This window comes from Vibrio sp. ECSMB14106 (genome assembly GCF_000972265.1).
GTDB classification, from domain to species: Bacteria; Pseudomonadota; Gammaproteobacteria; order Enterobacterales; family Vibrionaceae; genus Vibrio; species Vibrio kanaloae.
In genome coordinates this window covers 1-13,938 of record NZ_LAUM01000043.1, presented here as the reverse complement: position 1 = coordinate 13,938, position 13,938 = coordinate 1, and the positions used below count along the sequence as shown (strand labels likewise).

The following is a 13,938-nucleotide window of genomic DNA, read 5'->3' as shown; positions in this document are numbered from 1 at the left end:
CGAAGGTCGTTGGTTCAAATCCGGCTCCCGCAACCACATTACAGTTAGATGTTGATTTTCTGCTTGTAAGCAGACAAGATTAACGGCTAGCTTATGCGATACTAGCTCAGTTGGTAGAGCGCAACCTTGCCAAGGTTGAGGTCATCGGTTCGAACCCGATGTATCGCTCCAGCTTTATGCTTTTAAGACGTAACACTCTTAAAGCCTCTCGGTTAGAGACAAGAGTCATCAACTTAAATGATGCATCCGGACGCGGGATGGAGCAGTTTGGTAGCTCGTCGGGCCCATAACCCGAAGGTCGTCGGTTCAAATCCGGCTCCCGCAACCACATTACAGTTAGACGTTGATTTAACGCTTGTTAGCGAATAGATTAACGGTTAACTCATGCGATACTAGCTCAGTTGGTAGAGCGCAACCTTGCCAAGGTTGAGGTCATCGGTTCGAACCCGATGTATCGCTCCAGCTTTCTTCTAAAAAAGCTAATAATATTCTTTGAACCACTGCGTTTAAAGGCGACCTTGAAGGTCACGCTCTTTCTTTAATGCTGCGAAGCATAATTCCCCAAAAAAGCAAATAATCCTCCATCACGGTGGATATTTTTTTGTCTTAAATTTTCCTTAGCAACTGGAATGCTAGTAAACATCAGGTCTCTGAAGCAGCTACTTGAGGTTTTTCATATCTATAAACAGACTTATCCACAAATTCTTCCATGTGGATAACTTGGTTGATAAAGTTATTTCAGGCTTGATTCTTTATATATATCAAAAAGATCTTTCTTGTTTTTAAGACAATGCTCAAATTGAATATCTATTAAGTTATTGTTTTATATGGCTTTTATAGTGTTTGTTTGAATTTATAAAAGATCGTTAACTTGTTTTTTTTTGATCTTAATCATTTATCGGTACTGTGTTTAACTTTGTGTAGGTGTCGGATGTTTACGAGAGATCTGAATTTTTTCCACATTGTTAAATTGAGAACAAGGTCAAACATTGTTCGAAAATTATGTGCAACGAGTTGTGTCGAATATTGGACTATTGATATGAGTTTGTTTGTTAAGTGTTGATGCACAAAGGGCTAGGCGTCTCTTGGTAAGCCTTTTTCAACAATACGAATAAGCCGGTGTTTTTTGGTAGACACTTTGTTGTGACCTTCTTGTTCCCTGTTAGCGTTCGGTAACTGTTGTAGTTGTTTTCCCAAAGCCCACTCAATATGAACATCCAATAATTCACTTTGACCGCGATACGATTCTAATGATTCAACAATGCGTTGTTGAAAAGGCGCATTGCCCATGGCGACAAAAATGTTTCGCAGCCATTGGGTGTGTCCAATACGTCTGATCGCTGAACCTTCCATTCTTTTGAGAAAAGTAGCCTCATCCCAGCTTGAAAGAGCAACCAGATCGGACTCTTCGAAATCTTCTCGACGGTGGAAATCTTTTTGGTCGGTAATATCGGCATGACGATTCCAAGGACATACGAGTTGGCAATCATCACAACCGTAGATACGGTTACCAATCGCTTCTCTGTACTCTTCCGGAATAATACCGTCGAACTCGATGGTTAAGTAAGAGATACACTTGCGAGCATCCACTATGCCATCATCAATAATGGCACCGGTTGGGCAGGAGGTGATACATGCGGTACATTTTCCGCATTCATCGACACTGGGTTCATCGACCGGAAGAGGGATGTTAACTAACAGTTCTCCTAAGAAAAACCAAGAACCGGCCTCTTTATCTAGGATTAGTGAGTGTTTGCCTGTCCAACCCAGCCCTGCCTTTTGAGCAAGAGGCCTTTCTAAAATTGGTGCAGAGTCGACAAATGGGCGTGAATCTAAACCTTCGACTTCTTTCTCAATTTTTTGGCCCAGCTTTTTCAATTGGTTACGGAACAATTTGTGATAGTCACGGCCCAATGAATAACGACTGATATAGCCTTGAGTGGTATCGCTGAGATTAGAAGCAAACTGCGCTTCTAGTGGTAGGTAGTTCATTCGGGCGCTGATCACTCGAATCGTTCCAGGATGAAGCTCATCAGGACGTGCTCGCATCATTCCATGCCGAGCCATCCAATCCATTTCGCCGTGATTACCCGCATCTAGCCATGCTTGAAGAGGAGCTTCGTGTTCACTTAAATCAACATCGCAGATGCCAACTTTTTGAAAGCCTAACTCTTTTCCCCAAATTTTAATTTTTTCAGCAAGATGGTCTAGGTTCATGGCTTGATTCTTAATTCTTATTTTCTCTGTTTTACAATTAGAGATAAGGCTAATTAAAATTAGGTTCGGCAAAAATGGGGGCGGATCTTAACGGATCTTAGCGGTATTGACCAGAACTGACGTGTTTTGATCAGTATTTTTCATAGAACTTACACTTGAGTGCTTGTTTCCTAAAAGCATCACGGTTTACTATTCTTGTTCTTTTGATTTTTATATAGTCAACGATCGATTTTTAGAGAACGTATTCATGAGCATTAAGCAATTTACTTTGAAAGATGAACAAGCAACGATTCAATTAGGAACGGAGCTTTCTAATCTTTGCTCACAGCAGACGACTATTTATCTGCACGGTGATCTTGGCGCCGGTAAAACGACTTTCAGTCGCGGTTTTGTAAAAGCACTTGGCCATCAAGGAAATGTAAAGAGCCCAACGTATACTCTAGTTGAACCTTATCAACTTGCAGATTGGCAGGTGTATCACTTTGATCTCTATCGCTTAGCCGATCCTGAAGAGTTAGAGTTCATGGGAATTCGTGACTACTTTACTCCAGATGCTATCTGTTTGGTGGAGTGGCCAGAGAAAGGCTACGGGATGCTACCGGAAGCTGATTTGGATATTGAGATTCGTTACCAAGACGATCACCGTATTGTTTCTTTAACCGCTAACAGTGAATACGGACAGCGCTTACTTAATCAGTTGGATTTATGTTGATTTCTAAACGCCTTTTTTCTACAGCAGCCATGATGGCTGCTATTTTATCTTTACTGTTTTCTTCACTTTCTTTTGCTAATTCACTTAAAGGTTTGCGGGTTTGGCCTTCTCCTGAAGAAACTCGTGTGGTGATCGATCTGCAATCGGAAGCTGATTTTAGTTATTTCACTCTGAGTAGCCCGAGTCGTTTAGTTGTCGATTTAAAAAATACCAACCTTGCGACCCAGTTGCCTGTCGTGGTGAAAGATAGCCCTATTCTGTCGAAAGTCCGTAAGAGTTCCCCACCAGAGAAAAACACTTATCGCTTGGTGTTTGAGTTGAAAAGGTCGTCTGAAGCCGATTTGTTTAAACTCAGCCCAACGCCAGGTGGTCAATATGGTCACCGTTTGGTGATTGACCTCCCTCATGGTGCTATCAGTAAAGATAAGTCCACGCCGAGTAAGTCAACGATAAGTAAAAATATTAATCAGGTTAAGCGCCAGAAAGATATTCTGATCGTGATAGATCCTGGCCACGGTGGTGAAGATCCAGGCTCGATTGGCCCAACTCGTAAGTACGAAAAGAATGCGACTTTGAGTATATCTCGTAAGCTTGCAGCCCAGTTGAATGCGGTGCCAGGAATCACGACGCGCTTAACACGCAATGCCGACTACTTTGTGAACTTGAACCGACGTGTTGCGATTGCTCGTGAGAATGAAGCTCACCTGCTGATCTCTATTCACGCGGATGCCTTTACGACACCTCAACCCAGAGGGGGATCGGTGTTTGTGTTGAATACTCGACGTGCGAATACCGAAATATCACGTTGGATTGAAAACAAAGAGAAACAATCCGAATTATTGGGTGGTAGCGGCGCGGCTTTCACTAGCAATATGTATGATAAGAATGTCAACCAAACCTTGCTTGACCTGCAGTTTAGTCACTCTCAAAAAGAAGGCTATAAATTGGCAGCGGCGATCCTGTCGGAAATGGGTAAGGTCGCAAGGCTGCATAATAGGAAGCCGATTAATACTAGTTTGGCTGTATTGCGTTCCCCACAAATTCCATCGGTATTGGTCGAGACAGGCTTTATTTCTAATCCGACGGAAGAGAAGCTTCTTTTTCAACGCTCACACCAAGATAAACTTGCGCGTGCTGTGACCAAAGCGGTCGTTAAGTATTTGAAAGCGAATCCGCCTGAAGGGATTATCTTGTCGAATGCCACATCCTCAACGGGTAGCGTTAGTCAACACAAGGTGTCTCGTGGCGAGTCGCTATCTGTGATTGCCAGCAAATATGGCACGTCGACGCAGGCCTTGATGAAACTCAATAACCTGAAATCGAGTAGCCTAGCAATCGGCCAAGTGCTTAAGATCCCAAGCAGCGCTTCAGGCTCATCATCTAGCAGTGTAGTCAAAACCAAGACCATAACGCACACGGTTAAGTCTGGAGAATACCTCGGCAAGATAGCCAGCCGTTATAAAGTATTGGTCGCGGACATTAAGCGCGAGAACCGTTTGAAGTCTGAAACTCTGAGAGTGGGCCAAAAGTTACGTATTACGGTTGAGGTGAAAGATGTACCCTTACGTAAACATAAAGTCGTACGAGGGGATTATCTTGGCAAGATTGCTTCTAAGTATGGCGTGAGCGTTAACAGTATTCGCCAAGCGAACAATCTACGATCCGATGGTTTAGCCGTCGGCCAAGTGCTGATTATTCCGCACAAATAAGCTTTTTAACGCAGACATGTTTCCAATAATGGCAGTAAGGTAGCTATGAATATGACGATCAAAATACTGCCAGCTCGGTTAGCTAACCAAATCGCAGCGGGTGAAGTGGTAGAAAGGCCTGCCTCTGTTGTCAAAGAGTTGGTAGAGAACAGTTTGGATTCAGGTGCCACACGTATCGATATCGATATCGAGAAAGGTGGCGCCAAGATGATCCGCGTTCGTGACAATGGCAAGGGGATCGTTAAAGATGAGCTTGCGTTGGCATTGAGCCGTCATGCTACCTCCAAAATCCATACCCTTGATGACCTTGAGGCGATCGTCAGCCTTGGTTTTCGTGGTGAAGCGTTGGCGAGTATTAGCTCTGTCGCACGCTTAACCATGACCTCTCGCCCTGCAACTCAAGATCAAGCTTGGGCTGCACACAGTGAAGGCCGAGAGATGCAGGTTAAACTGCAGCCTGCTGCGCACCCTATTGGTACCTCGGTTGAGGTGTTGGATCTGTTCTTCAATACACCAGCACGGCGCAAGTTCTTACGTACCGAGAAAACCGAATTTACTCATATTGATGAACTGCTTAAGCGAATTGCGCTAAGCCGCTTTGATGTGACGATCAACCTGCGTCACAACGGCAAGATGATTCGTCAGTACCGTGCGGCCAAAACCGATGTTCAGGCTGAAAAGCGTATTGCAGCCGTGTGTGGTAATGCTTTTGTCCGTCATATGCTTAAGATTGAGCTCGAACATCAAGGGTTGAAATTTCATGGCTGGATCACCACGCCTGAAGGAGCAAGGCAGCAAAGCGATCTGCAATACTGCTATGTGAACGGCCGTATGATGCGCGACAAATTGATCAACCATGCAATCCGTCAAAGCTATGAAACTAGCCTTCGACCAGACCAATTTGCGACGTATGTGTTGTTCATTGAGCTAGACCCGCATCAAGTCGACGTGAATGTGCACCCTGCCAAGCATGAAGTGCGTTTCCATCAAGCACGTCTTGTGCATGATTTTATTTACCAAGCATTGAGCGATGGTCTTGCGCAAAGCAAACAGATCGACGCTGCGCCAATTAATCAGTCGGCTTTCCATCAATTAGACGTGGATCATTATCAGCAAGATGGTGCTGTTTCTGAATCTAGCGATGCGACCAATGTTTCCGAACAAGAAGACACTGTGCCTGCCGATTCAGAGCAAAACTTAGTGTCAGAAAGGGTGCGACAGGCTATTGAGCAAACGCCAGCTTACCCAAGAAAATCAGAACCTGAACGAGCTTCTAACCGGTCTCAAGATCGTGTTAATGACGGCGGGCAAGACTATGCTTCATCAACTAACTCCAGTTCATCAACCAGCCCAAATTCATCAACTAACGTAAGCTCGTCCACTCACCTCAGCTCGCTTGAGCGTGAAACCAATTTTACCGGCTCTCCTCGTCAAGAATGGATAGAGTCTCGCCCTGCACCGCAGAAAGAAAAAGAGTCGCACCAACACCATGCTGATCCCGCGCCTTCTAAGCGCGAAGTGAAAGCTTACAAAGAGCTTCTAAAAACCCCTGATTTTGATGAACAAGCCGTTGTGGATAGGCAAGTCGTTGTGGATAGATCAGAGGCAAACGTTGCGCCTTTGCAAAGGAATTCGATTTCGAATACTCCTGACGATATTAAGCCCGTTGATACGAAACCAAGAGCTCCGGTAACTGACTTGGGGAAGGCGGTTACCGTTGTAGAGCGTCAGTATCTCGTGATGGGCAATAAAAATGGCTGTGTATTGGTTTCTTTAGCCAAGGCTGAGTTGTTGCGTGTTATTGGTCAGATGGATACTCAAAGTGGACCGTTGAAAAGCCAACCGTTGTTAGTGCCTTTATCTATTAAGCTTGGTAGTGAACTTGTCGAGGTAGCGAAAGCATTAAGCCAAACACTGACGTTACTTGGTATTGAGCTTAAGGCTCGCAACAGTGAGACGGTGATGGTGATGGGCGTGCCTTCGCCCTTGAGACAGCAAAACTTACAAATTATGATCCCAGATCTGTTATCTTACGCGGCTTCAATAAACGGCCAGATTGTAGAGCATCACGCGGCTAATGTTGTTAACGACCTGTTGCCATCACTGGCTTCCTGGATCGGGATTCAAACCGCGCAAGTAAAAAGCGACTACACTTTATCTGAAGCGGTTCAGCTCGTTGGGGAACTTGAACAGCTTTGGCATGGTCTACTTCCATTAGATGATCCTGAGTTTGTTCATCCTATCGATTTTTCAGCGACCATAGCCGCGTTTTCGGTTTAACTTTTTCGCGACCACATTTATCTTTTCAGCTGAATGTATCGCGACATAAAGCCCTTTGCTATAAAGGCTCTAACAGAGAAAATTATACTAAATATCATGACTGAAAAATTACCTTTAGCGTTGTTTTTAATGGGCCCAACGGCATCAGGAAAAACAGATTTAGCTATCCGCTTACGTCAGAAGTTCCCAGTAGAGATCATCAGTGTCGATTCGGCATTGATCTACAAAGATATGGATATTGGCACCGCTAAACCGGATGCGGAAGAGCTCGCGCTTGCGCCTCATCGCTTGATTGATATTCTGGATCCCAGCGAAGCGTATTCGGCGGCAGATTTTCGTCGTGATGCGATCAATGAAATGAATAAGATTGTAGCGGAAGGCAAAATCCCGCTACTGGTCGGTGGCACAATGCTGTATTACAAGGCCTTGTTGGAAGGTTTATCGCCATTACCTGCCGCGGATCAAGAGATTCGTAAGCAAATTGAAGCGGAATCTATCGAGCAAGGTTGGCAAGCACTGCACGATCAATTAAGAGAGATAGATCCCGTCTCAGCTGAAAGAATACACCGAAATGATCCACAAAGGCTTTCAAGGGCATTGGAAGTTTATCGAATTTCGGGTAAAACATTAACTGAGCTCACTCAAACGAAAGGCGATAGCCTGCCATTTCGTGTAAAACAATTTGCTATAGCTCCCAAGGAAAGGACAGAACTCCATCGCCGTATTGAGCTGCGCTTCGAGAAGATGATAGAAGCGGGTTTTGAAGAGGAAATGAAGGCGTTGTACGCCAGAAAAGATCTTCACCCAGAGCTCCCATCGATCCGATGCGTTGGCTATAGGCAGATGTGGGATTATTTAGACGGGAATTGTGATTTAGACGAAGCGGTTTTCCGTGGTGTCTGTGCAACCCGTCAGTTGGCCAAGCGACAAATCACCTGGTTGCGCAGTTGGGATGATTTAACTTGGTTAGATAGCGAAAACATTGAACAAGCGTTAGAAACTCTTTCAGATGCAATAGCATCTGATTAGTATTGCTGTGTATAATGTGATCGCTTTTGCGTGAATATACTCTGGAAAGGATCCGTTATTGAGGCTTTTAAAAAATCACAGCCTTTCAATAACAACGGAGTTTTTTTATTCATTTAGCTCAGATGCAAAGGCCGCACCTTTTTGTGCACCACTAGCTAAATAATTACAACAAAATACAAATAAGGAAAATAAAATGGCTAAGGGGCAATCGCTACAAGACCCATTCCTAAATGCACTCCGTCGTGAGCGCATTCCAGTCTCTATCTATCTTGTTAACGGCATTAAGCTGCAAGGTCAGATCGAGTCTTTCGATCAATTTGTGATCTTATTGAAGAACACAGTAAACCAGATGGTTTATAAGCATGCGATTTCTACTGTGGTTCCTGCTCGTGCGGTTAGTCACCACAACGGCGAGCAACGTGCGCCATCTGATCGTCCAGAGAAGACTGAAGATTAATTATTTAACGAATACAGCACATGCTGTAATAAGGAGTTGGTTGCTTGTTTGACCGTTATGAATCCGGCGAGCGAGCCGTACTTGTTCATATCAACTTCACGCAAGAGGGAGAATGGGAAGACCTAAGCGAATGTGAAATGCTGGTCTCCTCTGCGGGGGTAGAAACGCTACAAGTGATTACTGGTAGCCGCCAATCCCCACTCCCTAAATACTACGTTGGAGAAGGTAAAGCCCTAGAAATCGCTCAAGCCGTTCAGCTGACCGGTGCTGAAATTGTGATTTTTAACCACTCTCTCTCTCCTGCCCAAGAGCGAAACCTCGAGCAATTGTGTAAATGTCGTGTGATTGATCGCACGGGGTTGATCTTAGATATCTTTGCACAACGTGCGCGAACTCATGAAGGTAAGCTACAAGTTGAGCTCGCTCAACTTCGTCATATCTCTACTCGACTGATTCGTGGTTGGACTCACCTTGAAAGGCAGAAAGGTGGTATTGGTCTTCGTGGTCCAGGTGAAACTCAGCTGGAAACTGATCGACGTTTGTTGCGTGACCGTATAAAGGCAATACTGCGTCGTTTAGCAAAAGTAGCTAAACAACGTGAACAAGGACGACGTGCTCGTCATCGAGCTGAAATCCCAACAATTTCTTTGGTTGGTTATACCAACGCAGGGAAATCAACACTTTTCAATCGTATTACTAGTGCAGGTGTTTATGCGGCAGACCAACTGTTTGCAACCTTAGACCCAACACTACGTAAGATTGATTTGGCAGATGTCGGGCCTGCAATTCTCGCAGATACCGTAGGTTTTATCCGTCATTTACCACACGACTTGGTCGCTGCGTTCAAGGCTACGTTACAAGAGACGCAGGAAGCTGACATTTTGTTACATGTTGTTGATGCCAGTGATGACCGCTTTCGTGAGAACATTCAGGCGGTTCATGAAGTATTAGAAGAAATTGATGCTCATGAAGTGCCAACCCTTGTAGTCATGAATAAAATTGACTGCATGGAAGACCAAAAACCTCGAATTGAAAGAGACGAAGAGGGCGCACCTCGCGCTGTTTGGGTTTCTGCAATGGAAGGAGAAGGTATTGAACTGCTGTTTGAAGCTTTAACTGAGCGTTTAGCTAGCCAGATGGTTCAATTCCGGTTGTGTATTCCACATCAACATCAGGGCCGTATTCGCAGCTTATTCTTTGAGATGAAATGTATTCAACAAGAAGAGTATGATGAAAATGGTAACTTGTTGATAGATATCCGAATGCAACAAATAGATTGGTCTAAACTTGAAAAAAGAGAAGGGGCGCTCTTAGGTGACTTTATCGTTACCAAAGAGACTGCTACAGTATAACGTCATATCAAATGATGGAGCTTTCTAATGGCGTGGAATGAGCCTGGAAATAATAACAACGGTGATAATAACGGCCGCGATAATGACCCTTGGGGTAATAAAAATAATCGCGGCGGCCGAGATCAAGGACCGCCAGATCTAGACGAAGTGTTTAATAAACTAAGTCAAAAGTTAGGTGGCAAGTTTGGTAAAAAAGGTGGTGGCGGTAACGGACCATCTATTGGTGGAGGCGGTGCAATTGGCTTTGGTGTCATTGCCGTTATTGCCATTGCTATCTGGTTCTTTGCTGGTTTCTACACGGTTGGTGAGGCAGAAAGAGCCGTCGTGCTTCGACTGGGTCAGTTTGATCGTATCGAAGAACCTGGCCTTAACTGGCACCCACGTTTCATCGATGAAGTTAAAGCGGAACAACTGGTAAACGTTCAAGCGATTCGTTCGCTACGTGCTTCAGGCACGATGCTGACAAAAGACGAAAACGTTGTGACCGTTGAGATGGGCGTTCAATACCGTGTTTCTGACCCATACAAATACTTGTATCGTGTAACGAATGCGGACGACAGTTTACGTCAAGCAACTGATTCTGCGCTTCGTGCGGTAATTGGTGATTCACTGATGGATAGTATTCTAACGAGTGGCCGTCAACAGATTCGTCAAAGCACTCAAGAAACGCTAAATCGTATTATCGATAGCTACGACATGGGTATTTTGATTGTTGATGTGAACTTCCAATCAGCACGTCCACCAGAGCAAGTGAAAGATGCATTTGATGATGCAATCGCGGCTCGTGAGGATGAAGAGCGTTTCGAACGTGAAGCTGAAGCATACCGAAATGACATTCTTCCAAAAGCAACAGGTCGTGCTGAGCGTTTGAAGAAAGAAGCGGTTGGTTATTCAGAGCGCATCGTAAATGGTGCTCTAGGTCAAGTGGCTCAGTTCGAGAAATTGCTACCGGAATACCAAGCAGCGCCTGAAGTAACACGTAACCGTATGTACTTAGATACAATGGAAAAAGTGTACTCAAGCACATCGAAAGTGCTGATTGATTCAGAATCAAGCGGTAACTTGCTATACCTACCAATTGATAAGCTAGGTGCTCAAGGTGAAGGTCAGTCGGGTAAGCGCTCGACAAAAGCCCCATCGACTTACGATCAAATTGAGTTAGAAACTCAAGCGGATCCAAAGTCTAGCACTCAAACTCGTTCAGATAGTTCACGTCAAGGGAGATACTAATAATGCGTAAGTTAATGATCCCTGTATTGGTTGTGACGTTGGCTTTACTACTAATGTCAGTATTTGTGATTCCTGAAGGCGAGCGCGGTATCGTGATTCGTTTTGGTCGTGTATTGAAAGATAACAATGATATCTCTCAGATCCACGAACCGGGTCTGCACTTTAAGTTGCCATTGTTCGACCGTGTGAAAACACTTGATGCGCGTATTCAGACAATGGATGGTCGTTCAGACCGTTTCGTAACGTCAGAGAAAAAAGACGTCATCATTGATTCATACGTTAAGTGGCGTATCCAAGACTTCGGTCAATACTACTTGGCAACAGGTGGCGGTAATGCATTGACGGCTGAAGCGCTACTTGAGCGTAAAGTGACGGATGTATTACGTTCTGAGATCGGTTCGCGTGAAATTAAGCAAATCGTGTCAGGTCCTCGTAATGAGGATATTCTGCCAGACTCTGCTGATAGCGAAGTGGTGACAACGGTAGCGGCTGCGGAAGCGCTAGAGGTTGATGGTGAACGCGATAAGATCATGGCAAACGTATTGTCTGATACTCGTGAGAGTGCGTTTAAAGATCTTGGGGTTGAAGTTGTTGATTTCCGAATGAAGAAAATCAACCTTCCAGACAACATCAGTGACTCTATCTATAAGCGTATGCGTGCCGAGCGTGAATCGGTTGCCCGTAAGCACCGTTCACAAGGTCGTGAGAAAGCAGAAGTTATTCGTGCTCAAGCTGAGCTAGAAGTAGCGACTGTGCTTGCTGAAGCGGATCGTACCGCTCGAATCACTCGCGGTGATGCCGATGCAGAAGCAGCGAAGATCTACTCTGATGCTTTCAACAAAGATCCTGAGTTCTATGGTTTCATGCGTTCACTGCAAGCTTATGAGACATCATTTAGCGATAAGAGCGACATTCTAGTATTGGATCCGAAGACAGACTTCTTCCGTTACATGAATCAAGCAAGCGGTGTTCAAGAAAAATAAGCGGATTCGTGAGTTAATGACTAGCAGAATGCGTTAAAAATCAAAAGGCTCCCATTATGGGAGCCTTTTTGTTTTCTGGCAGCTGAGAATTCACTGTTTTGAAACTTCAGGGAGGCAGCTCAGCCGCGTTGTGCTTTGAGAAAGCCTAACGATAAGTCATGAACGCGATAACTGCTCCGGCGACAACAAGACAGCCTCCAATGCGACGCAGCTGGGTGTCTGGTTGCTGGCTAAGTTGGGCAACCATATTTCTCCAACCGTTTGGTGCCACTAAGGGCCCAAGCCCCTCGACGATAAGAACAAGCCCAATAGCGAGCCAAATTGAATGGGACATCATGCTGCCTTATATTTATAAAAAGATAATGATATCAGCATCTTTAAAGCTCCGCCCTGAGTTATCGCAGATTTGTTTTTGAATGGCCTTGATGATTATGAACAAAAAGTGACTGCAAGAAGCGTGATTCAGTGCTAGAATCCATTTTTAATTAGCAACAGAAATTGGAAAGATGGGAAATAACGTAGTCGTTCTAGGCACCCAATGGGGTGATGAAGGTAAAGGTAAAATCGTTGACCTTTTAACTGAAGATGCAAAATATGTGGTTCGCTACCAAGGCGGTCACAATGCAGGTCACACACTTGTAATTGACGGTGAAAAAACCGTTCTTCACTTAATTCCATCAGGCATCCTACGCAATAACGTTAAATGTGTTATCGGTAACGGTGTAGTTTTATCGCCTGACGCACTTCTAAAAGAAATGAAGCCTCTTGAAGATCGCGGTATCCCTGTACGTGAACGTCTTTTCATTTCTGAAGCTTGTCCTCTAATTCTTCCGTACCACATTGCTATCGACAACGCGCGTGAAGTCGCTCGTGGCGCGAAAGCTATCGGTACAACGGGTCGTGGTATCGGTCCAGCTTACGAAGATAAAGTTGCTCGTCGCGGTCTACGCGTTGGTGACCTTTTCGATAAAGAAGCCTTTGCTGAAAAGCTAAAAGAAGTCATGGAATTCCATAACTTCCAACTAGAGCATTTCTACAAAGCCGAAACAGTAAGCTACGAAGAAGTACTTGAGCAAGCGATGAGCTACGCAGACATGCTAACTGCGATGGTTATCGATGTAACTGACGAACTAGACGCAGCACGTAAGCGCGGCGACAAGATCATGTTCGAAGGTGCTCAAGGTACGCTACTGGATATCGACCACGGTACTTACCCATACGTAACGTCTTCTAACACGACGGCTGGTGGTGTTGCTGCAGGTTCTGGTTTCGGTCCTCGTCACATCGGTTACATCCTTGGTATCACTAAGGCTTACTGTACTCGTGTTGGTTCAGGTCCATTCCCAACTGAGCTATACGATGGCCTTGAGAAGCAAGATCCAATTGGTAAGCACTTAGGCGATGTTGGTCACGAGTTTGGCGCAACAACAGGTCGTCTACGTCGTACAGGTTGGTTCGATGCGGTTGCTATGCGTCGTGCAATTCAAATCAACTCTCTATCTGGTATCTGTCTAACAAAACTAGACGTTCTAGATGGCCTAGAAGAACTGAAAATCTGTACTGGTTACAAGATGAAAGATGGTTCTATCCTAGAGGTTTCTCCAATGGCTGCTGAGTCATTTGAAGAAGCAACGCCAATCTACGAAACTATGCCTGGTTGGACTGAGAACACATTTGGTGCTAAATCAATTGATGCGCTTCCACAAGCTGCTCTTGATTACATCAAACGTATCGAAGACCTAACTGGCGTGCCAATTGATATTATATCAACTGGCCCAGATCGTAACGAAACTATCATCAAGGTTCACCCATACAGCGCGTAATGCCTGTCTGAGTGATTCAGCACATAAAGTGTTGTGATAATTAAATCGTTTCTAAAAGCCGACTTTGTTAAGTCGGCTTTTTAATACCTGCAATTTGAGAGTCGAGTACCAATCACAGTAAGTAAGTGATCAAAAATAGCGCCGAA

At 44.7% G+C, this 13,938-nt stretch carries 11 protein-coding genes and 3 tRNA genes; 12 read left to right on the top strand and 2 right to left on the bottom strand.

All coding sequences use genetic code 11. The features are described 5' to 3' along the window. Window positions 1-95: 95 nt before the first annotated feature. The 3 genes from WR49_RS19505 (at window position 96) to WR49_RS19495 (ending at window position 462) form a co-directional block, all read left to right on the top strand. Window positions 96-171, top strand: a tRNA-Gly gene (locus WR49_RS19505). 80 nt (window positions 172-251) lie between these two features. Continuing rightward, window positions 252-328: transfer RNA gene (locus WR49_RS19500), tRNA-Met, on the top strand. Window positions 329-386: 58 nt separating this feature from the next. After that, window positions 387-462: transfer RNA gene (locus tag WR49_RS19495), tRNA-Gly, on the top strand. A gap of 612 nt (window positions 463-1,074) precedes the next feature. On the opposite strand, the gene queG is transcribed toward WR49_RS19495, so the two are convergent. Beyond that, window positions 1,075-2,217: a tRNA epoxyqueuosine(34) reductase QueG gene (gene queG, locus WR49_RS19490; RefSeq protein WP_046225121.1), complete on the bottom strand. Its 1,143-nt coding sequence runs from the start codon at window positions 2,215-2,217 to the stop codon at window positions 1,075-1,077. 247 nt (window positions 2,218-2,464) lie between these two features. On the opposite strand from queG, the gene tsaE reads away from it, so the two are divergent. The 8 genes from tsaE (at window position 2,465) to hflC (ending at window position 11,969) form a co-directional block, all read left to right on the top strand. Next, window positions 2,465-2,929: a tRNA (adenosine(37)-N6)-threonylcarbamoyltransferase complex ATPase subunit type 1 TsaE gene (gene tsaE, locus WR49_RS19485; RefSeq protein ID WP_017055700.1), complete on the top strand. Its 465-nt coding sequence runs from the start codon at window positions 2,465-2,467 to the stop codon at window positions 2,927-2,929. Continuing rightward, entirely contained in the window at window positions 2,923-4,638 is a 1,716-nt protein-coding gene (locus WR49_RS19480) for an N-acetylmuramoyl-L-alanine amidase (RefSeq protein ID WP_017055701.1), read from the top strand. Before tsaE ends, WR49_RS19480 begins: the two co-directional genes overlap by 7 nt. Window positions 4,639-4,689: 51 nt before the next feature. Further along, on the top strand, window positions 4,690-6,918 hold the full coding sequence (gene mutL / locus WR49_RS19475; protein WP_046225120.1) for a DNA mismatch repair endonuclease MutL: 2,229 nt from the start codon (window positions 4,690-4,692) through the stop codon (window positions 6,916-6,918). A 96-nt stretch (window positions 6,919-7,014) separates the two neighbouring features. Further along, window positions 7,015-7,947: a tRNA (adenosine(37)-N6)-dimethylallyltransferase MiaA gene (gene miaA, locus WR49_RS19470; RefSeq protein WP_017055703.1), complete on the top strand. Its 933-nt coding sequence runs from the start codon at window positions 7,015-7,017 to the stop codon at window positions 7,945-7,947. A 193-nt stretch (window positions 7,948-8,140) separates the two neighbouring features. Further along, window positions 8,141-8,404 carry an RNA chaperone Hfq gene (gene hfq, locus WR49_RS19465; protein ID WP_017055704.1) on the top strand — a complete coding sequence of 88 codons (264 nt, stop codon included), beginning with the start codon at window positions 8,141-8,143 and terminating at the stop codon, window positions 8,402-8,404. Between the two features lie 44 nt (window positions 8,405-8,448). Next, a complete protein-coding gene (hflX, locus tag WR49_RS19460) occupies window positions 8,449-9,756 on the top strand; it encodes a ribosome rescue GTPase HflX (RefSeq protein ID WP_017055705.1) in 1,308 nt (435 codons plus the stop codon). 27 nt (window positions 9,757-9,783) lie between these two features. Continuing rightward, window positions 9,784-10,986, top strand: coding sequence for an FtsH protease activity modulator HflK (gene hflK / locus WR49_RS19455; RefSeq protein WP_017055706.1), 1,203 nt, complete (start codon window positions 9,784-9,786; stop codon window positions 10,984-10,986). Window positions 10,987-10,988: 2 nt separating this feature from the next. Next, a complete protein-coding gene (gene hflC, locus WR49_RS19450; RefSeq protein ID WP_046225119.1) occupies window positions 10,989-11,969 on the top strand; it encodes a protease modulator HflC in 981 nt (326 codons plus the stop codon). A gap of 145 nt (window positions 11,970-12,114) precedes the next feature. Here the strand turns inward: hflC and WR49_RS19445 are convergent, their stop codons facing one another. Continuing rightward, on the bottom strand, window positions 12,115-12,303 hold the full coding sequence (locus WR49_RS19445) for a DUF2065 domain-containing protein (RefSeq protein ID WP_017055708.1): 189 nt from the start codon (window positions 12,301-12,303) through the stop codon (window positions 12,115-12,117). A 172-nt stretch (window positions 12,304-12,475) separates the two neighbouring features. Here WR49_RS19445 and WR49_RS19440 point away from each other — a divergent pair, with 172 nt between their 5' ends. Further along, window positions 12,476-13,792 carry an adenylosuccinate synthase gene (locus WR49_RS19440; RefSeq protein ID WP_017055709.1) on the top strand — a complete coding sequence of 439 codons (1,317 nt, stop codon included), beginning with the start codon at window positions 12,476-12,478 and terminating at the stop codon, window positions 13,790-13,792. Window positions 13,793-13,938: the final 146 nt, after the last annotated feature.